This window comes from Guptibacillus hwajinpoensis (genome assembly GCF_020171785.1).
GTDB classification, from domain to species: Bacteria; Bacillota; Bacilli; order Bacillales; family Guptibacillaceae; genus Guptibacillus; species Guptibacillus sedimenti.
The window spans coordinates 179,476-198,091 of record NZ_JAIVAE010000008.1; the positions used below are offsets into that span (position 1 = coordinate 179,476).

Here is an 18,616-nt window from a genome sequence, read left to right on the forward strand (position 1 = left end):
AAATATTGTGTTGAATATATTTTAAATGTAAAAATGTTAATTTTTTTTAAATCCTAATACTTGAGTATAATACTCCCTAAAAAATTTAATGTCAAATTCCATTACAATTGCTTTCAGTTCATTTTTCTCCGATGAGAACGTTCTTTTAATACAGCAGTAACGTACCCATCTGATTCGTAACTCTTCTGTTAAAGAGCAGTGAAATTACGGTAAAAAAATAACAGTAATTAGAAAGGTACTACCATTTGTTTCTTTATATTTCGTTTATTCCCAGTTTCTGTTCCAATCGTTTCAAGTATATTACAATTATCATCTTTTTATAAAAGCATAAAGTCATGATTTCATTTACGAAATTGTGACAACAAAAAAGCGCCTCGCTGCGAGACGCTTTTTTCGTTAGTCATTGACCGCTTTTGATTCCGTTTGACCTGCTCGATCTTCAGGCATTGCTTTTCGAATAAATAATGAAATAAGAAAGCCAGCTGCAGCAAAACCGAATGCAACAAGATAGACAAGTTCCACTCCCGACACGAGGGACTGACTAATTGTTGTTGGGTCTGCTGGGTTAGCCGCATTATCGAGATAAGTCTGTTGGCGTGTTGTCATAATACTAATGAAAACAGAAACGCCGATGGCTCCTGAAACTGGTTGCAGCGTATTCATAATAGCCGTTCCGTGTGGATAAAGGTTTTTAGGAAGTCCATTTAATCCATTCGTTTGAGCTGGCATCATAATTGCTGAAATCGAAAGCATGAGCAAAATATAAGTCGTAACAATTAACACAATGGATGTATCAACCTTCACTGTACTAAACACGAACATCACACCGGTCAATACAAGAGCAGCAGGAATAATTAATTTCCTTGGTCCAAACTTATCGAATAACTTCCCCATTACTGGTGACATTAAGCCATTTAACAGCGCACCAGGCAGTAGAATCAATCCGGCTGTTTGTGGCGATAATCCAAGCGGCCCCTGCATGTACATCGGTAAAATAATTTCAGATGAGAACATCGCCATGATAATGATAATAAAAAGCAAGACGGCAACTGTAAACATCGGATATTTAAAGACTCGCACATCAAGCATTGGCTCTTTTAATTTCAACTGACGAAGTACAAAGATAATCAGGGAAACAACCCCAATTACAAGAGGTAAAAAGACTTGCGGAGCTAAGTAGCCAACTTCACCCTCACCCGCAAAACTAAATCCAAGTACAACGCCTCCAAATCCTAATGTGGAGAAGAGTATCGAAAGAATATCAACTTTAGGCTTCGTTACCTCACCAACATTGCGAAGGAACTTGTAGCCAAAACCAATCGAAAACAGCGCGAAAGGAATAACGGTAATAAACAAATATCTCCAACCAAGATTGTCCACGATCACGCCTGAAAGGGTTGGTCCAATGGCCGGCGCAAACATAATCACGAGACCGATCGTCCCCATCACACTTCCCCGGCGTTCTGGAGGGAAAATGAGTAAAAATGTGTTAAAAATGATTGGAATTAATAACCCCGTACCTACTGCTTGTAACAATCTACCGGTTAAAAGTATAGCGAAAGTCGGCGCGATTGCACATATAACGGTTCCGATTGTAAAAATCGTCATTGTACCAAGAAACATCTGTCTTGTCGTATAAGACTGTAGCAGAAGTGCGGAAACCGGTGTTAAGATTCCCATTACCAGCAAGAAGCCGGTTGCCATCCATTGGACAGTGGCAGGTGTTACGCTAAACTTCTCCATTAACGTTGTTAATGCAATATTTAATAGTGTTTCATTTAAGATCGCAAAAAAAGCTCCGATGATAAGCGAGATCATGACTGGTTTAACATTAAAATTGGGATCATCAGCTAGGAATTCATACGTTTCCTTTTCCTCCATGGATTCCCCTCCTTTTCTCCTTAGCAATTGTGCCCTAAATCTTGATTTCACTTAGGGTTTACCGTTCAAAAACGTTTTAAACAACAGACAATATCTTACTATACCTAAAGGACTATTAAAAGGAATAAAGCTTATGAACTTGTTCCCTTAACGGTTGGTTAAATCACTGAAAGGTGAAACTTCGATCATGTTAAGGATTTGTAAAAAACGTGCCTATCCCCTTGTGGATCAATCATTTACCCGTTAAAATTTGCTTATCATCAATATCGAAAACCGATATCGAAATCAGATAATAAGAGGTGGTAGCATTTGGATAATAAAATATTAAGGAAACTCTTTCTAGGATTTATTCAAATTCATATTCTTCACCATGCTAAGGAAGAAGCGATCTACGGCTCATGGATGCTAGAAGAACTTCGTGAACATGGATATGAAATGAGCTCAGGTACCTTATATCCAATCCTTCACAACATGGAAAATGATGGTTTACTTTCGAAAGAAGAAAACAATGTGAATGGAAAGATACGAAAATATTACCGTACCACCGAAAAAGGCAATCGAATATTGTTAGAAGCCCAATCGAAAGCGTACGAACTATTTAAAGAAATTAAAGACTAATGGAGGGTCAACATGCCTGGTAAACACTCTTTCAAAACCTTTATTGAAATTCTTCTCGTATCAACGCGACTAGGTTTAACTTCATTTGGAGGTCCTGTTGCGCATCTTGCTTATTTTAAGGATGAATATGTTGATCGAAGGAAATGGCTTGATGACAAAATGTATGCTGACATCATTGCACTATGTCAATTTTTGCCCGGACCTGCTAGCAGTCAAGTTGGAATAGCAATCGGTATGATGCGGGGTGGGATGTTTGGTGGCTTTCTATCATGGTTTGGCTTCACAGTACCTTCTATCATCATTCTTGTCATCTTTGCCCTGCTTTATCAAACCTTTTCGCTTGGTGATGGGACATTCATTCATAGCTTAAAAATTGTTGCGGCAGCAGTCGTGCTTCATGCCATTATTGGATTAGGTAAGAAATTAACACCCGATCGAACGAGAATTGCAATCGCCTTAGCCGCAGCTTTCATCATGCTACTCTATCCGTCTGCTTGGATGCAGCTTCTTGTTATTATAGGAGCTGGCCTACTAGGATTACGTTTGTTTAACGACAAAACAGAAACAACCGTTAAACCCTTTCCTGTTTCCATATCTAAAAAAGTTGGGGTTGGCTCGCTAGCCCTGTTAGGTACGCTCTTAATCGTTCTACCAATCCTTAACCGTTTAACGGATCATGCGCTTCTCAATTTATTCGACACGTTCTTTCGAGTAGGTGCGCTTGTATTCGGAGGAGGACATGTTGTCCTACCGATGATTGAACGAGAAATCGTTCCCCAGGGTCTTCTCTCAAGCGATCAATTCCTTGCAGGTTATGGAATGGCCCAAGCAGTTCCAGGTCCACTGTTTACGTTCGCAAGCTACCTCGGTACGATGCTAGGAGGCATTACGGGAGCAATCGTCGTCACCATAGCGATATTCTTACCGTCCTTTCTACTGATTACAGCTGCCCTCCCATTTCTAAATGAATTACGAAAGCGGGCTTCATTTCAAAAAGTTTTAATTGGCGTGAACGCTAGTGTGGTAGGTATTTTATTAGCCGCCTTTTATGACCCTGTTATTAAAAGCGCAATTAATTCAGGAGAAGATTTTGCCCTTGCCGCGATTTTATTCGCTTTACTCTCAATATGGAAGTTCCCAGCCTGGATGATCGTTGGTATAGGCATCATCGGCGGATATCTCATTCAAATCATCAGTTCATTCTAAAAGAAGACGTCGCACTCATGCGACGTCTTCTTTCATTATAAGTCACTCGGCACTACTCCATCCTCTACTATGTTAATTTTCCATGCGACAATTGTGGTGCTATCTCTGACACCTTTAACCTCTATCTCTGCTAATAATTGTTGGACACCATCTTGCACCGACTGATTTTTCATTCGAGCCACGACTTGATCTGGCAAATGAAAATTTGTGTGAGGACACTCAAGTAATCCATCCGTCGTTAAAAAGATGAGGTTATCCCCTTTTCTTAACTCTTTTGTGCCGGTGCTATAGCATGGGACAATTGAATCAAATGTGTTCACTTCTCCAATCCACTCGTAGAAACTTCGATGATTTTGCGCCGACTCTCCAAGCGCTTCTAGCTCTGGATGAATTAAAATCAATAAGCAATCACCAACGGAGAACCACCATAGATATTTATCTTTTCGAACGACAATTAAACAGGCCGTCTCCCCTTCCACTTCCCGGCACTTTTGTTTAAATGTTTCGTTTTGAAAAAGGCCAACTATAGCTTCGCGCAATTCACTGACTACTTCTTGCGTCGTTTTTATAAGAATGTTCGTAAACATCGAGTGATATCGCTCAACTTCATCTAAAATAAGCGCTGCACTACTCGCCGTTTTATGTGCATCTAATAGCACTGCAAACTCCCAATCTACTCCAGTCCAGACGAGACAACCATCTTCATTCTTATTCTGTCCTGCTGAAGTGTTCCCTCCGAAACGACCGACCGAGACGTTCCCAACCTCAGTACAGGTAGGTTCATCTAAATAAGGATACATACTTCCTACCCAGCTTAATTGATAACTTTTTCCTATTTTAGAACCAGTTTCAGTAAGTTTAACACTCCTGTCAGACACCAATACTGAAATCACCTCTTCGGGATAGATACGTAACCCGTTTAGTTCAGAAACCGGTACCCAAACCGCATTATATGCGCCTCGTTTATGAGGAGAAGATCGATACTCGCTACCGGTTCCGTTTCCAAATTCGCCACTGAGAATTTCAGCTGTATAGTAAAAATGTTCTCCATTCAATTGAAAAGAAGTATATAACGCTTTTACACGTACGTTTACACCTAATTCTTCAAGGGCTTCTCTTTTGGCAGCTTGTTTGGGTGTTTCATATTCTTCGATTCCACCACCTGGAATAACATAATACGTTTCATCATTTCGATTTCGCTTTATTAAAGCGATTTGATCACCTTGAATGATGACCACTCCCGCTCTGTTTCGATCCATCACGTACCTCCTATCGCCTAACATCATTAAGACATTCGCAACGATAGTGAGGACTTCCTTCTTTTTTACGGGGGATTATTGAATACTTCCTTTACAATAACTACACACTTCATATAACTCTTTATCAATCAGCTTTTGAAGATAGAGGTGATCGTGCGTGCCCTCTCTCTTTGTAATAGGTGTTGTATGAAATTCACATTGATCACCAGCAAATGGTGTGCGATGAATAATGCGTTTTGAATGATCGATTAGGTATTTCATTATCTTCCTCCTTGTCTGATTCTATATTCATAGTGTGTTTTCTGCTGCATTGGAAGGATAAGAAAATATAAAAAAGCCAAAAAGAACCAGAAGTCTGGTTCTTTTTGGCTTATAACTGGTTCTATCGCCCAGTTTATTTCCACCTAGTATCTGTTTGGTTTAAGAATTAATGTAATATAGCTTTTATCTAGATTAAAATCCCAGTCTACAAAAATATCTTCTACTTTTGTAGAAAGGATTGATTCAAATTGTTGATCATGAAGCAAGCTTTTCTCAAGCCGTCTTTTCGATAATTTTAGTTGTTCTTCAAAACCATCGCGAATTAACTCTTTCTCTATGCGAACGAGAATACCGTCCCGAAGCACAACGAGCGTTCGGTCATTTAGCATGCAGGAATCTACTTTCTCTGGTGCTTTTTCCGCAAGCATACTGACTCGGATAATTTCCTCATGAACCCGTTCTTTTTTATCATATTCAGGAAGTGCTTTACCTTCCATTTCATTGATGTTATTCATGACACCAACAATAACTCCTGAGCGATTTTGAAGAGACCAATCATGATAAAATGACTGAATTTCAATACCTGTCATCACTCGAATGGATGCTTTAATTTCAGGTAACAAGCCTTGAATCAGCAAATCACGCGTTTCTTCAACACGCATATCTTCTTTCTGATCCACTAGTACTCGTTCCATCGGTGCAAGAAAATCGCGAAAATATATTGTCATATACGGTTCCTGTATCGATACGTAAACTGATGATGGGCCTTTCCCAAAGTTATCTCTTAACAGTTTGCCGACATAACTCGCAATTTCAGCTTCATTTGACTTACGTTCCATTAGGTTCACCCTTTATTCTAAGATAGGAACATCGTATTTCCTATCCAGTATTCATTATAGTAGTATTTCCACTTTATTAAAAGAATATGGATTGAATTTGATATTTCATTTAGGTGACAGGAATGTCTTGAAAGGGCAATCATTAATTATCTTGTTTTGTTAGCTGCTTCAACACTGCTCCTAATCCATTGGGATAACAGTGTTTATCCCCATTGACTACATCTTTCACGAAGATCCACTTTGCGACCGCATCATGTTCCAGAAATGAATATGTCTCTCTTTCATAATATTCTGCTTCACAAAATGAAACTGTATAAAGCTGAATGAGTTCATGCGACCATTCCTGTTCGATTTGAAATCGATTTTCAAGGCAAGTTATGTATTGATTTACATGTACATCCACTCCAAGCTCTTCTTGAAATTCTCTTACTACCGTTTCTTTCGAATGCTCCCCTACCTCTATATTCCCTCCAAGCGGACGATAATAACTTCCAAATCCTTTTGAATGCTTTCCATAATAAGATTCAACTAACATCTCTTGTTCTCTAAAAAGGAGCCCAAGTGCTTTTACTTTTATCATTCACTACCTCCTTTTGTGTTTCTTCTTTTTTCGTCTCACCAGTAACAAGACGACCCGCTGAAAAACGACCGCAAGCGCACCGAGTGACATGATCATACCTGGCCGTACTGCACGGTCATCCTCGAAAAGGAAAATGAGAAGAATGGCAATGAGCACAAGAGAAAGTGTAAGAATAAAAAGCACGCTCTTTTTCAAGTGGGAGGCCTCCTTTTATGTATGACTGGACATATCTTCATAATCTTGGACAAAACAGATAGAATTTCCTACAAAAAACCAGAGGACATAACATCCTCTGGTTTGTACATCTCTTACTTGAAAATCTGATCGATACGCTGGATTTCTTCACTTGTTAACTTCACATCAAGTGTTTTCAAGTTATCAACAACCTGTTCTTGACGCTTAGCCCCTGGGATAAGCACATCAATGCTGTCACGCGTTAAATACCAAGCAAGGATAAGGTGTGTAACCTCAACGCCTTTTGCGTTAGCAATATTTCGGACCTGATCAACTTTCTTTAGGTTTGCTTTAAAAGCTTCTCCCTGGAAAAGAGGATCCTTCGAGCGAATATCATCGAACGTGGTGTTCTCATCATATTTACCTGCTAGAAGTCCAGAAGCAAGTGGGAAGTATGGGATAAAGGAAATCCCCTGTTCCGCAGTATAAGGAAGAAGATCTTCCTCAGCATCGCGATGAAACAAGTTGTAATGACTTTGAAGCACATCCACATAGCCATCCTTGTTTGCTTCTTTTAACTGCTCTAAATCAAAATTAGAAACACCAATCGATTTAATTTTCCCTTGATCTTTCAATTCTTTAAGAGCACCTACTGCTTCAGCTTTGTTCGTATGTTCATCTGGAAAATGAATATAGAATAGATCGATGTAATCTGTTTGAAGTCGCTTTAAGCTATTCTCCACCGATTGTTTTAGGAACGAAGGTGAATTGTTATAAACAACTTCTTCTCCTTTAAATTCATGAGCGCCTTTTGTTGCCAGAACGATATCGTCTCGGCTTCCCCGTTCTTTGATCACTTCTCCAACAAGTTCTTCAGAGCGCTCAGGTCCGTATATATAAGCTGTATCCAATAAATGAATACCATTATCTATTGCTGCTCTTACAAGATCTTTCCCTGTTTCTTCATTTAAATTCGGATAAATGTTATGTCCACCCACGGCGTTTGTACCTAAACCGATTGGGTTTGCCTGTAAACCAGATTTTCCAATTTGTACTTTTGCCACTTTCAATCATCCTTTCTGTTAAAAGCTACACAAAGTACATTACCACTTCTTAGTAATTGGAAAACATCGTTACGTGCTTTCAATCCACTTCTCTCGATCCTCTAATGCAGGCTCTGCAATTAATTCAGAGTGAATCAATCGTTCACGGATGGCGTTTAACATGGCTTTCTCTTTTGGATTCATCTTAGTCACATCGTATTTTTTATGAAATACAGTATAGAGTTCAAAATCTCTTAATCGAATAAAATAAGGAAGCGTTTTAAGCCACTCATAAGAGACATTTACTTCTTCTCGATACCCTTTCAAAAAGGAACGCAAAAACGCTGTAGCAAAGCTTGAGCGTTCTGTAAAAGAGGCGGTTCCACATTTTTGCCAAACCGCATAATAGACAGGAATCGCAATATCACTTACATAATAATGATACATCGCATCGTCGAAATCAAATAGATGTATCGCATTACCATCATAATGAAAGTTTCCGTGATGGACATCGGAGTGAATGAGACCAAACGTATTTCCTGTTTCATGAAACGTCTGGATTTCTTCGATCAGTCTTTTCCCTTCAATTATGATTCTTGCATCTTCAGGTTTGGAGAGATACCGGTCGAACTGAAGCAAGTCACCTTCATCCCATCTCGCTCGCATGAATGAAACCTTGTTCTTCATCGAAAAACGGTGCATCTTCCCAATCTCTTTTCCCCATGCTTCGAATAAAGCAGGTCCAAACAAGTCGTCATTTACTTTAATCGCATTTCCAGGCACCCTTTCAAATAAACAAGCATAAAACGTCCCCTTCTCTGTTAAAAGTAGTTCTACCATTTCATTCTTTATAGAAGGATAGGCGCGTGCCACATGAACGCCTTCACCGCTTAATTGATTGACCCACAGGAGTTCGGATTTTATTTCTTCAAGAGCACGGTGAGAGCTATGTGTGAAACGAAGGATCCATGTCCTTTCATTTTCTTTAACTTCATAAACATAGTTTTCAAAGTCGCCTAGCTTTCTTATATTCGATACTTGAATACCAAATCGATCAATCGCTTCATCCACATACGTTTCGGAGAACATTGCTTCAATCCAGGGTTCCATCTCCACATCCTCCTTCTTCCTTCTTTTCTACTACCATTAAATTCGACTTATCTCTTTCATTTCCTTTTAAACGAAAAAACACTCCCAGAAGTGGGAGCGTTTTATCTTACTTTGTTTCTTCTGTGACTAGCTTTAATGGAACCGGAATTGTTTCATCAACTTCGTTTCCTTTTAATACATCAACACCTGCCTGAACAGCGAGTGAACCGATTTGTTCAGGTTGCTGTGCAACAGTCGCTGATAGCTTTCCATCTTGAATACTATTAATCGCATCTTCATTTCCATCGAATCCAACAACGAGAATGTCTTTCCCCGAACTTTGAATAGCCTGGAGAGCTCCAAGCGCCATCTCGTCATTGTGGGCAAATACCGCTTCGATATCCGGATTACCTTGAAGCAAGTTTTCCATCGTGTTTAAGCCTTCTGTACGATCGAAATTCGCCGTCTGTTTTGCAACAACATCGAGCTTTTCATCGGCAATGTTGTGGAACCCTTTCCCGCGTTCACGAGTAGCCGATGCACCTGGTACTCCTTCAAGCTCAGCTATTTTTGCCCCTTCTCCTAACTGCTCAACTAAAAACTCGCCAGCCATTTCTCCGCCTTTTTCATTATCCGAAGAAACAAGAGTGGCTACATCACCTTTCTCTGCAGAGCGGTCAAGCGTAACGACTGGAATACCCAGGCTATTCGCTGATTGAACCGCCGTCGAAATCGCTGCTGAATCAGTTGGATTGATCAATAATACATCAACACCCTGCTGAATCAGGTCTTCAACATCGCTAATTTGTTTTGCCGCATCATTTTGCGCATCTACGACAACAATGTCCATGCCTTTTTCTTTCGCTTCAGCTTCTACCCCATCTTTCATCGATACGAAAAAGGGATTATTTAACGTTGAAACGGATAAACCAATTTTAATATCCTCTATATCTGTCTCCTGACTCGGCTTTGCCCATTCAGGCGGCTGAAGCGAACACGCTCCAAGCACAAGCAGTGACAAACTGAGCAGGAATGGCAATAACTTTTTCATAGAAATCCTCCTAAGCTGCTTTTTTACGGTCAATCAACACGGCAATGATAATAACAACACCTTTGACGACCATCTGGAAGAAAGAAGATACGCCGAGCAGATTTAAACCGTTATTTAACGTACCAATAATCAGTGCACCGATTAATGTTCCAATAATTAAACCTCGACCTCCGGAAAGGCTTGTTCCGCCAAGAACAACTGCCGCGATTGCATCTAGCTCGTACGATGTTCCTGCAGTGGGTTGTGCTGAATTCAATCTTGACGTTAGAATTGCTCCTGCTAAAGCTGAAAGTAGTCCAGCTAGCGAATAAATCATCACTTTCATGCGATTCACTTTAATACCAGAAATAAGTGCCGCTTTCTCATTTCCACCGATGGCATACGTTTTACGACCGAACGGTGTTTTATGCAGAATCACCCAGAGAACAGCGAATGATAGTAACATCGTGATCGCCGGAACTGGAATACCAAGGAAATAGCCTCTTCCGAAAAGCTGAAAAGCATAGCTATCGCCAAGCCCTGTAATCGGATTCCCATCTGTATAGACGAGCGTTAACCCTCGGAATAACGTCATCGTTGCAAGCGTTGCGATAAACGGAGCCATTTTTCCTTTCGTAATCAACAGGCCATTCACCATACCCATGACAGCTCCTAGCAAAGAACCTATGAGTATCGCTAGAATCGGGTCAATTCCTGAAACCATCATGCCAGCCATTAATGCACTTGAGAGTGCTAAAATCGAACCAACCGATAAATCAATTCCGCCTGTTAAAATAACAAATGTCATTCCGTAAGCAATAAGCGCATTAATTGCCACTTGTCGAAGTAAATTCAATAAATTAAGTGGTTCTAAAAAACTTGGATTTAAAATGGAAACGGTTGCAACAAGAACGAGTAAACCTAATAGTGGCCCTAGCTTTTGCATCACATTCCCAACATGATTTGTTTTCATCGCATTATTCATCTTCTTGACCTCCTGTTGCCAGCGTCATTATTTTCTCTTGCGTTGCTTCCTTCTTGGATACCTCACCGGTCAAATGACCTTCACGGAAAACTAGAATTCGATCACTCATGCCAAGTACTTCCGGTAGCTCTGAGGAAACCATGATAATTGCAACCCCGCGATCCGTTAACTCATTCATTAATTGATAAATTTCACGTTTCGCCCCCACGTCAACACCGCGTGTAGGTTCATCTAAAATCAAGACTTTCGGTCCAATCCCAATCCATTTAGCGATAACCACCTTTTGTTGATTACCTCCAGAAAGGTTTTTAGCACTTGTTCGAGCAGACTCGGTTTTAATCGTTAGCCGTTTTATGAGGAGCTCAACAAAGTCCATCTCGCTTTTTTCATTGATTAAGCCTTTCGGAGCAAAGCTATAAAGACTCGGTAACGCGATATTATCTTTCAGTGAGAAATCGAGCACAAGTCCCTCTTCTTTTCGATCTTCTGTAATAAAACCAAGCCCTAGTTGGACAGCCTGAGAAGGATTTTTAATGACTACTTTTTTGCCATTAATAAATATATCGCCTGTATATTTTCCATCCAGCCCAAAAATCGTCCGCATGACTTCTGTTCGACCAGCGCCCATTAACCCTGAAACCCCAACGACTTCACCGGACCTTACTGAGAAATTGACATTCTCAAACACGCCTTTTCTAGCGAGGCCTTTGACTTCTAACATCGTTTCACCAGGCTTTGGAGAACGTTCAGGAAAGCGATCAGTTAATTCTCGACCAACCATTTTTCGAACAACTTCATCAAAATCCGTCTCTGGAATCGCCTTTGTATCAACTGTTTTTCCATCTCGCATGACGGTAATGCTGTCACAGATCGTGAAGATCTCTTCCATACGATGCGAAATGTAGACAATGGAAACGCCGCTTTTCTTTAACGAGCGAATCACCTGGAACAGAGTTTGAATCTCACGTTCCGTCAGCGCTGCCGTGGGCTCATCCATAATAATCACTTTCGCATCAGTCATTAATGCCTTTGCAATTTCAATCATCTGCTGCTGTCCAACGGAGCATTTTCCTGCTTCCTGATGAAGAGGAATGGAGATGGCTAGTTTCTTAAACTGCTCATTCGCAATCGCTTTCATTTTTTTCGTATGAATAAGACCAAAAGATGTAACCGGTTCCTTATTGATGAATAAATTCTCTAATACCGTTAACTCAGGCCAGATATTTAGCTCTTGATGAATAAAAGCGACACCATTTTCTTCGGCTTCTTTCGGATTATCAAAAACCCGTTCCTTTCCATCAATCACAATTGTGCCATTATCTTTCTTATGAAGACCAGTTAGAATGTTCATGAGCGTTGACTTTCCCGCCCCATTTTCTCCCATAAGGGCATGAACTTCGGCATCTTGAATGTCGATGTTCACGCCTTCAAGCACTTTGTTCGCTCCAAATGCTTTATGAATGTCTCTCATGCTAATTTGCATGCTGTTCACCTCGTTTAAAAGATTACTCCTGAATGAAGAATGCAATTGGCATAGGGCGTCGTTTCACCTGTACGGATGACAACTTTCGCCTGCCTCGTTTGCTCTTTAAATGCTTCATGGTCGACATAATTCCGTTCCGTTTCTTGAAGCTCCTGCTTTAGCCAATCATGCACCTTTTGGTTACCTTCAATTTCATACGCAAGCGTCACACGCTCAACAACCATCTCTTGAAGAAGTTCACTCACCACATCACGAAATGCTGGTAGCCCCGGACGTAAAGCGAGATCAATTTTCGGGACACCAGCTGGAACGGGGAGACCAGCATCTGCGATAACAATCTGATCGGTGTGCCCGAGATCTGCAAGAACTTTAGAAATATGGCTATTTAACATTCCTCTTCTTTTCATTCTGCTAGCATCCTTTCCACTTCTTCACGAGTCGGCATGCCACCCTGTGCCCCAAAACCAGTAACAGAAAGCGAAGCAGCGCGATTACCAAAAGTTATGCTATCCGCTAGCGTTTTTCCTTCGGCAATTGCTGTACCAAATGCAGCATTAAACGTATCTCCTGCCCCGGTTGTATCAATGGCTTCTACTTTAAATGAGGGAATCAACACTTCCTCCTGCCCATTGAAATAACGTACACCTGCTGCGCCTTCCGTAATAAATACCTTTTCAGGATACATTCTTAATGACTCAGCCATTGATTGCCCATTAAATAAAACGTCTGCCTCATGTTCATTAGGGGTCATATACGTAGCGAAATCAATCACCTGTTGTGAGATGGGTCTTGCCGGCGCCGGGTTAAGTAACAATGGCACATTCACTTTCTGACATAACTCAGCTACAAACGCTACCGTTTCTTCCGGTATTTCTTGCTGAATCATGACTAGGTCGCAACTTTCAATGAGTTCAGCCTTCTTTTTAATATAAGAAGGCGTGATGTAATCATTCGCTCCTTTAACAACCACAATACTGTTATCGCCCTCTGCAAGAATGATGTGAGCTGTTCCGCTTTCAACTCCTGTAACCGGTTCCACATGGTCGGTTTTAACACCATTGTTTTTAAAGTTTCGTAGGATCGCCTCGCCGTAATGATCGTCACCGACACAGCCAATCATATGCACTTCTGCACCAAGCCTTGCCGCTGCAACTGCTTGATTTGCCCCTTTGCCGCCAGGGACGGTTTTAAATGATTCTCCTAGTACCGTTTCTCCAGCTCCTGGACGTTTCTTGGAAGTTACTACAAGGTCCATTGAGGAGCTTCCGATAACAGCTATTTTCGCTTTACGCATTAGGATCAACCTTTCTTGTCGTATTTCGTTCAATTAGCGTAACTGGCAATTGAATCGTCTGATCAATTTCTTTTTCTTTTCGAATCATTCGAATGAGTAACTTTGCTGCTTCCTTCCCCATTTCATAAGCAGGTTGCCTGATCGTTGATAAAGAAGGATAGGACAAACTACTAAACGGGATATCATCGTAACCAATCAGCTGTAAGTCCTCCGGAATCCTTCTTCCCAGACGAAGTGCCTCATGTAAAATGGCGATTGCTACAATATCGTTACTTGCAATCACTCCATCCGTATCAGAATGCTTTTCAAAAAGCTCTTCAGCCCTTTTGCGTGCATCATCAAATGCATAAGAGGAAGTGGAGAGAACCGAAAAATCAACTTCCGCTGCACTTAATTCAGCGAGTGCTCCTTGGAATCGATCCATCGCTGGCTTTACATGTCCAGGTCCTTTAATCAGTGTAATTCTTTTTGACCCTCTCTCAACTAACGCTTTCGCTGCCAGTCGTCCGCCTTCAATTCCATCAGCATAAACAGAAGGATGTTGTTTTGACACACGATCTAGAAAGACAACGGGCAAATCAAGATTTGTATAATTCTCGTTATCTGTATTATTTGTTGCTGAAATAAGGCCAACAACTTGATTTTGTAAAAAGGTTTGAATGTACTCTAATTCTTTCGTTGCCTCTTCATCACTGTTCCCAAGTAACAACCTGAATCCAGCACGGTTAACCTCATCCTCAATACCACGAGCTAACTGAGGAAAAAAAGGATTCGTGATATCAGGAAGAAGAAGTCCGATTAACCTTGATTCTCGCTTATAGAGTGAGCGCGCTACTTCATTTGGACTGTAGTTCAAACTTTTGATCGCACCCATCACGCGTTTTCTCGTTTCGACACCTACATAACCATTATCATTTAGAACACGAGAAACGGTCGCAACAGATACTCCCGCTTGTTCTGCTACGTCTCGAATTGTAGCCATGTGCTTCACTCCTTCGCCTTTGTGTAACCGGTTACAGATAACTTACCACACCTTTGAATGCGTTTTCAAGTTTTTTTCTTACCTCGCCTGACACGTTGGACAAAAATACAACCTTCTTGATCCAGCTTTCATTTTTTGAATTTCTGTCCCATCGATTCGGCACGCTTCCCCTTCTCGGTTAAAAACCCAATGTCTATATTGAGGGCGTTTTTGTCCTTTCTCCTTAAGCTTCATCGCTAACTCAAGATCATTTGTAATTCCGTTATGTTCATAGGATTGATGAACGAGTTTCACGGTAGCTTCAGCCGCTTTCGTTAACTGCCGCTCTGAGCAATCAATTGGACGTAAATCCGGATGAATACCTGCTAGAAAGAGAATTTCACTTCTTAAATAGTTACCAATACCACCAATAAAAGACTGATCTAGCAAAAGGGACGTCCACTTTTTCTTATGGAAAGCTTTTGATTCAAAGCGCTCCTTCAATTGTTCCGCACTTACTTCTTCACTCAGTAAATCAGGTCCCACTTTCGCAATAAAAGGGTGGAGAGGCACTTCTTCATCGCGAAGCACTTCAATATCAGAGGCGCTATATAAAAGGGCAGACTTCTTCTCATTATGAAGGGCTAGACGTAGCTGACGATTTGTTTTTGGATAATTGTATGCGTTCCGTATCACCCATTTCCCATAGAGCTGATTATGCGAGTAGATCGTATACCCATTATCAAATCGAATCAGCATCGCCTTTCCTTTCGTATCTACCCTTGTTACCTCTGCCCCGCTTAAGAGAGATTCATATCCTTTTAGCTGTTCAAAAGCAAAGAAAACGTCCATCACGCGTCCTTTTTGTAATGCTTTTTCTACATTGTCTGCAGCTCTTCTAATTTCAGGACCTTCAGGCATGATTGATGACCTTCTTTCTTCATTGTTAGATAATCGTTTAGTTGCATAAATGATACTAATGATTTAGGGGGATTTTCCCTAACTTCATGTGAATGAAACAAACGAAGACAAACGAAGGGGCTCTGCAGTGCAGAGCCCCTCTTTCAAAACTTTTTGGTTATCCACCGATTGTCTTTCGGATCCCGAGTACCTTTTCAAGCTCTGATTTCTTTTGATTTTCAACAAGAATATAGAGTACATCATGCACTTTTATTTTCGTATCTCCAGAAGGTGCGATCAATTCATCTCGACGAATAATTGCACTAACGAGCACTTTATCTGGAAATGATATATCGGATAACTCTTTGCCAATTAATTTAGAAGATGGCCTAATGGTGTAAGGAATCATCTCGGCGTTAACCGTAGTGGATGATACGAGTTCTAATGAATGAGAAGGCACATGAACTTCAGGGCCAGTTAGCCCTAATTTTTTCCCTATAAAAGGAATAGTAGCTCCTTGTACAAGGGCAGAAGTGAGAACAATAAAGAAAATGAGGTTAAAGAAAAGCTGGCTATTTTCTAGTCCTTCTAACAGCGGGAAAGTCGCTAACACAATTGGCACCGCCCCTCGTAATCCGGCCCAAGAAAGAAAAGTTTTTTCTTTAAGTGTGAACTTAAACGGGATACTTGAGAGAAAAACAGCAATTGGACGTGCGATCACAATCAAAATAAACGAGAGAGCTAGCCCTTTTAAGACAATCCAGGTTGAGAATAGTTCAGAAGGATTAACAAGGAGACCTAGCATAATAAACATTAAGATTTGCATCATCCAGGCGATCCCATCATGGAAGCGAAAAATCGTTTGACCATATGGAAGACTTTTCGTATTACCAAGTACAAGGGCAGCAGCATACACAGCAAGCAGTCCGCTTGCATTGACTAAATCTGTTGCGCTATATGTAATTAAGGCAATCGCAATGGAAAAGACAGGGTATAACCCGTTTGAACCTAACTCGATATTCTTCATCGCCCATGAGGCCGCGTAGCCAAACAAGACACCTAGCAACAGTCCAGCGCCCATTTGCCAGAAGAACGACAGGATGACGGATGCACCAAAGGCAGTCTCGCCAATAGCAAGCTGTAATAACGTAAGCGTTAAAAACATAGCCATCGGATCATTCGAGCCTGACTCTGCTTCAAGAGTCGATTGCAACTTCCGCTTAATGTTCTTCCCTTTCAAAACTGCAAAGACCGCCGCTGCATCTGTTGAACCTACAATCGCACCTAAGAGTAGCGCTTCATTCCAATTCACATCCAAAATCATTTTGGCAGCAACACCAAATAACCCTGAAGTAATAAGAACGCCTACTGTTGCGAGAGATAATGAAATAGGAAGAACGGCTTTCGTACGACGCCATTCTGTTTGTAAGCCACCATCAAACAAGATCAGCACGAGAGCTAATATACCAAGTGACTGTGTAAGTGAAGCATTATCAAAATAAATATATCCGAGTCCATCGCTTCCTGTAATCATTCCCACGATAATAAACAAGACAAGTGCGGGGACACCTAACCGGGAAGAAAATTTGGCCATCAGGACTCCACCAATTAAAAAGATGGCGCTAAATAAGATTACTGCATTCGTATCCATTGATCTTCCTCCCTTCTATAAATGTACATCAATCTTCAGTTTCGGAATTTGCTCAGAATTTATACCGATATATTTTAGTGTTTCACTTCTCGTCGCATGTCCATAAATTTTCTGTATGAGAGACACAGCTACTCCCTGTTGAAACGCATGATAACCAAACGTTTTTCTTAAACTATGAAAGCTGATTGGATGCTCAAGTCCGACATCTTTTCCCGCTTGAGATAAAATGCGATGAACCTGCTGTCTTGTAATTGGATGAGAAGGATCTTTTTTCGTATGAAAAAGGTAGAAGTTATCATTTGAAGAATGCTCATTCACATAAAGCTTAAGAGCGCGTTTCACTTCTGAATTGAGGTAGATATCTGTTGTTTCGGTAATAGAAGATTCTAAGAATTCATTGTACGATCCATCCTTCATCACATGATTGAGAGTGAGGTGCAACAGTGGGGTTAAACGAAGTCCCGTATTAATACTGAAAATAAACAGTAAATAATCGCGCTTTGATCGCTTTATTAAGGCTTTCTTTAATATCTCAATCTGTTTTGTACTTTGAATCGCTCCAACAGAATTCACTCTTATCACGTCCTTTATGTGACTCAATTATATCATAGACTAGGTTATGTCACTATTGTTATGCATTCACACGTAAAGGCTATTCTATGATAAAAAGGATTTCCAGGCTTTTTCGTAGTATAATTAATTATGGAAGAATTCGAATAAAGGAGGGCCATTAATGGAACTAACAAATTGGTTTGATAGGGGCATGTCCATGCAACAATACATTCATAGTATGGACGAACATCGAGAAGATTTATTAACCATTTATAATCATGTTACTCTCGAAAAAGATGACCTTGAATTTCTTCATTCTCTTCAATCTGAAAAGCTCCGTGCTCTTGTCCTAACAGCAGACTGGTGCGGTGATGCAATGGTTAACCTCCCTATTTTTATGCGTATGGCTAATGAAGCCTTAATTGAAAGTGCCTATTTTATTCGTGACAATCACCTTGAACTGATGGATCAATATTTAACAAATGGAACAGCGAGATCGATTCCGATTATTGTATTGGTTGATTCAGAAGGACGCGAAGTTGGAAAGTGGGGGCCTCGTGCTCCAGAAGTACAAGCGTATGTGGATCGCGCAAAACAATCTCTTCCACCAAAGGGCGATCCAAATTTTAAGAAGGCATTCCTCTCATTTATTAGTGAAACCACTGAACGATTTACAACGGATCATGACATGTGGAAGCACATCAAGGACGACATGCTAGCTATGCTAAGTCAATCGGTTACCGTTACTAAATAATGTACAAAGCCCGGCACATTTGCCGGGCTTTTTAAATTGATTATAAAACACTTCCT

20 protein-coding genes are annotated in these 18,616 nt (G+C 40.7%); 3 read left to right on the top strand and 17 right to left on the bottom strand.

The genetic code is table 11. The features are described from left to right. Positions 1-396: 396 nt before the first annotated feature. Positions 397-1,881, bottom strand: coding sequence for an MDR family MFS transporter (locus LCL91_RS13320; RefSeq protein WP_224883058.1), 1,485 nt, complete (start codon positions 1,879-1,881; stop codon positions 397-399). 309 nt (positions 1,882-2,190) lie between these two features. On the opposite strand from LCL91_RS13320, the gene LCL91_RS13325 reads away from it, so the two are divergent. Both LCL91_RS13325 and chrA read left to right on the top strand, forming a co-directional pair. Continuing rightward, positions 2,191-2,499 carry a PadR family transcriptional regulator gene (locus tag LCL91_RS13325; protein ID WP_224883059.1) on the top strand — a complete coding sequence of 103 codons (309 nt, stop codon included), beginning with the start codon at positions 2,191-2,193 and terminating at the stop codon, positions 2,497-2,499. 12 nt (positions 2,500-2,511) lie between these two features. Further along, entirely contained in the window at positions 2,512-3,705 is a 1,194-nt protein-coding gene (chrA, locus tag LCL91_RS13330; protein WP_224883060.1) for a chromate efflux transporter, read from the top strand. Positions 3,706-3,740: 35 nt separating this feature from the next. Here chrA and LCL91_RS13335 read toward each other — a convergent pair whose 3' ends face one another. The 16 genes from LCL91_RS13335 to LCL91_RS13410 all read right to left on the bottom strand — a co-directional run bounded on the left by LCL91_RS13335 (position 3,741) and on the right by LCL91_RS13410 (position 17,827). Then, positions 3,741-4,964 (bottom strand): protein phosphatase 2C domain-containing protein, encoded by a 1,224-nt coding sequence (locus LCL91_RS13335; protein WP_224883062.1) that lies wholly within the window; start codon positions 4,962-4,964, stop codon positions 3,741-3,743. A 75-nt stretch (positions 4,965-5,039) separates the two neighbouring features. Beyond that, positions 5,040-5,225, bottom strand: coding sequence for a hypothetical protein (locus LCL91_RS13340; protein WP_224883065.1), 186 nt, complete (start codon positions 5,223-5,225; stop codon positions 5,040-5,042). A 143-nt stretch (positions 5,226-5,368) separates the two neighbouring features. Beyond that, complete coding sequence (locus LCL91_RS13345; protein ID WP_224883066.1) at positions 5,369-6,064, bottom strand: Na-translocating system protein MpsC family protein; 696 nt, start codon at positions 6,062-6,064, stop codon at positions 5,369-5,371. Positions 6,065-6,206: 142 nt separating this feature from the next. Further along, positions 6,207-6,644, bottom strand: a complete 438-nt coding sequence (locus tag LCL91_RS13350; RefSeq protein WP_224883067.1) for an NUDIX domain-containing protein — start codon at positions 6,642-6,644, stop codon at positions 6,207-6,209. A 3-nt stretch (positions 6,645-6,647) separates the two neighbouring features. Beyond that, entirely contained in the window at positions 6,648-6,839 is a 192-nt protein-coding gene (locus LCL91_RS13355; protein WP_224883068.1) for a hypothetical protein, read from the bottom strand. A 113-nt stretch (positions 6,840-6,952) separates the two neighbouring features. Then, complete coding sequence (locus LCL91_RS13360; RefSeq protein ID WP_224883069.1) at positions 6,953-7,882, bottom strand: aldo/keto reductase; 930 nt, start codon at positions 7,880-7,882, stop codon at positions 6,953-6,955. 69 nt (positions 7,883-7,951) lie between these two features. Beyond that, the gene (locus LCL91_RS13365) at positions 7,952-8,971 is read right to left on the bottom strand and encodes a phosphotransferase enzyme family protein (protein ID WP_224883070.1); all 1,020 of its coding nucleotides are present in this window, start codon (positions 8,969-8,971) and stop codon (positions 7,952-7,954) included. A gap of 106 nt (positions 8,972-9,077) precedes the next feature. Then, positions 9,078-10,001, bottom strand: a complete 924-nt coding sequence (rbsB, locus tag LCL91_RS13370) for a ribose ABC transporter substrate-binding protein RbsB (RefSeq protein WP_224883071.1) — start codon at positions 9,999-10,001, stop codon at positions 9,078-9,080. Between the two features lie 10 nt (positions 10,002-10,011). Further along, positions 10,012-10,965 carry a ribose ABC transporter permease RbsC gene (rbsC, locus tag LCL91_RS13375; RefSeq protein ID WP_159781366.1) on the bottom strand — a complete coding sequence of 318 codons (954 nt, stop codon included), beginning with the start codon at positions 10,963-10,965 and terminating at the stop codon, positions 10,012-10,014. Then, complete coding sequence (locus LCL91_RS13380; protein WP_224883073.1) at positions 10,958-12,448, bottom strand: sugar ABC transporter ATP-binding protein; 1,491 nt, start codon at positions 12,446-12,448, stop codon at positions 10,958-10,960. The genes rbsC and LCL91_RS13380 overlap by 8 nt, the downstream gene beginning before the upstream one ends. A gap of 14 nt (positions 12,449-12,462) precedes the next feature. Next, positions 12,463-12,855, bottom strand: coding sequence for a D-ribose pyranase (gene rbsD, locus LCL91_RS13385; protein WP_224883075.1), 393 nt, complete (start codon positions 12,853-12,855; stop codon positions 12,463-12,465). Next, positions 12,852-13,742, bottom strand: coding sequence for a ribokinase (gene rbsK / locus LCL91_RS13390; protein ID WP_224883078.1), 891 nt, complete (start codon positions 13,740-13,742; stop codon positions 12,852-12,854). Before rbsK ends, rbsD begins: the two co-directional genes overlap by 4 nt. Beyond that, positions 13,735-14,724 (bottom strand): LacI family DNA-binding transcriptional regulator, encoded by a 990-nt coding sequence (locus LCL91_RS13395; protein ID WP_160920263.1) that lies wholly within the window; start codon positions 14,722-14,724, stop codon positions 13,735-13,737. The genes rbsK and LCL91_RS13395 overlap by 8 nt, the downstream gene beginning before the upstream one ends. 78 nt (positions 14,725-14,802) lie before the next feature. Next, positions 14,803-15,624: an endonuclease VIII gene (nei, locus tag LCL91_RS13400; protein ID WP_224883080.1), complete on the bottom strand. Its 822-nt coding sequence runs from the start codon at positions 15,622-15,624 to the stop codon at positions 14,803-14,805. Positions 15,625-15,781: 157 nt separating this feature from the next. Then, positions 15,782-17,254: a potassium/proton antiporter gene (locus LCL91_RS13405; RefSeq protein WP_224883082.1), complete on the bottom strand. Its 1,473-nt coding sequence runs from the start codon at positions 17,252-17,254 to the stop codon at positions 15,782-15,784. 15 nt (positions 17,255-17,269) lie between these two features. Continuing rightward, positions 17,270-17,827, bottom strand: coding sequence for a tyrosine-type recombinase/integrase (locus LCL91_RS13410; RefSeq protein WP_224883083.1), 558 nt, complete (start codon positions 17,825-17,827; stop codon positions 17,270-17,272). Between the two features lie 160 nt (positions 17,828-17,987). Between LCL91_RS13410 and LCL91_RS13415 the strand changes: the two genes are divergently transcribed. Continuing rightward, positions 17,988-18,560, top strand: coding sequence for a thioredoxin family protein (locus tag LCL91_RS13415; RefSeq protein ID WP_224883084.1), 573 nt, complete (start codon positions 17,988-17,990; stop codon positions 18,558-18,560). The last annotated feature ends 56 nt before the right edge of the window (positions 18,561-18,616 follow it).

Bases quoted from the DNA above. Each gene is read 5' to 3' on its own strand.
- LCL91_RS13320 (WP_224883058.1), bottom strand. From the start codon at position 1,881: ATGGAGGAAAAGGAAACGTATGAATTCCTAGCTGATGATCCCAATTTT.
- chrA (WP_224883060.1), top strand. From the start codon at position 2,512: ATGCCTGGTAAACACTCTTTCAAAACCTTTATTGAAATTCTTCTCGTA.
- LCL91_RS13335 (WP_224883062.1), bottom strand. From the start codon at position 4,964: ATGGATCGAAACAGAGCGGGAGTGGTCATCATTCAAGGTGATCAAATC.
- LCL91_RS13340 (WP_224883065.1), bottom strand. From the start codon at position 5,225: ATGAAATACCTAATCGATCATTCAAAACGCATTATTCATCGCACACCA.
- LCL91_RS13345 (WP_224883066.1), bottom strand. From the start codon at position 6,064: ATGGAACGTAAGTCAAATGAAGCTGAAATTGCGAGTTATGTCGGCAAA.
- LCL91_RS13350 (WP_224883067.1), bottom strand. From the start codon at position 6,644: ATGATAAAAGTAAAAGCACTTGGGCTCCTTTTTAGAGAACAAGAGATG.
- LCL91_RS13365 (WP_224883070.1), bottom strand. From the start codon at position 8,971: ATGGAACCCTGGATTGAAGCAATGTTCTCCGAAACGTATGTGGATGAA.
- rbsB (WP_224883071.1), bottom strand. From the start codon at position 10,001: ATGAAAAAGTTATTGCCATTCCTGCTCAGTTTGTCACTGCTTGTGCTT.
- rbsC (WP_159781366.1), bottom strand. From the start codon at position 10,965: ATGAATAATGCGATGAAAACAAATCATGTTGGGAATGTGATGCAAAAG.
- LCL91_RS13380 (WP_224883073.1), bottom strand. From the start codon at position 12,448: ATGCAAATTAGCATGAGAGACATTCATAAAGCATTTGGAGCGAACAAA.
- rbsD (WP_224883075.1), bottom strand. From the start codon at position 12,855: ATGAAAAGAAGAGGAATGTTAAATAGCCATATTTCTAAAGTTCTTGCA.
- rbsK (WP_224883078.1), bottom strand. From the start codon at position 13,742: ATGCGTAAAGCGAAAATAGCTGTTATCGGAAGCTCCTCAATGGACCTT.
- LCL91_RS13395 (WP_160920263.1), bottom strand. From the start codon at position 14,724: ATGGCTACAATTCGAGACGTAGCAGAACAAGCGGGAGTATCTGTTGCG.
- nei (WP_224883080.1), bottom strand. From the start codon at position 15,624: ATGCCTGAAGGTCCTGAAATTAGAAGAGCTGCAGACAATGTAGAAAAA.
- LCL91_RS13405 (WP_224883082.1), bottom strand. From the start codon at position 17,254: ATGGATACGAATGCAGTAATCTTATTTAGCGCCATCTTTTTAATTGGT.
- LCL91_RS13415 (WP_224883084.1), top strand. From the start codon at position 17,988: ATGGAACTAACAAATTGGTTTGATAGGGGCATGTCCATGCAACAATAC.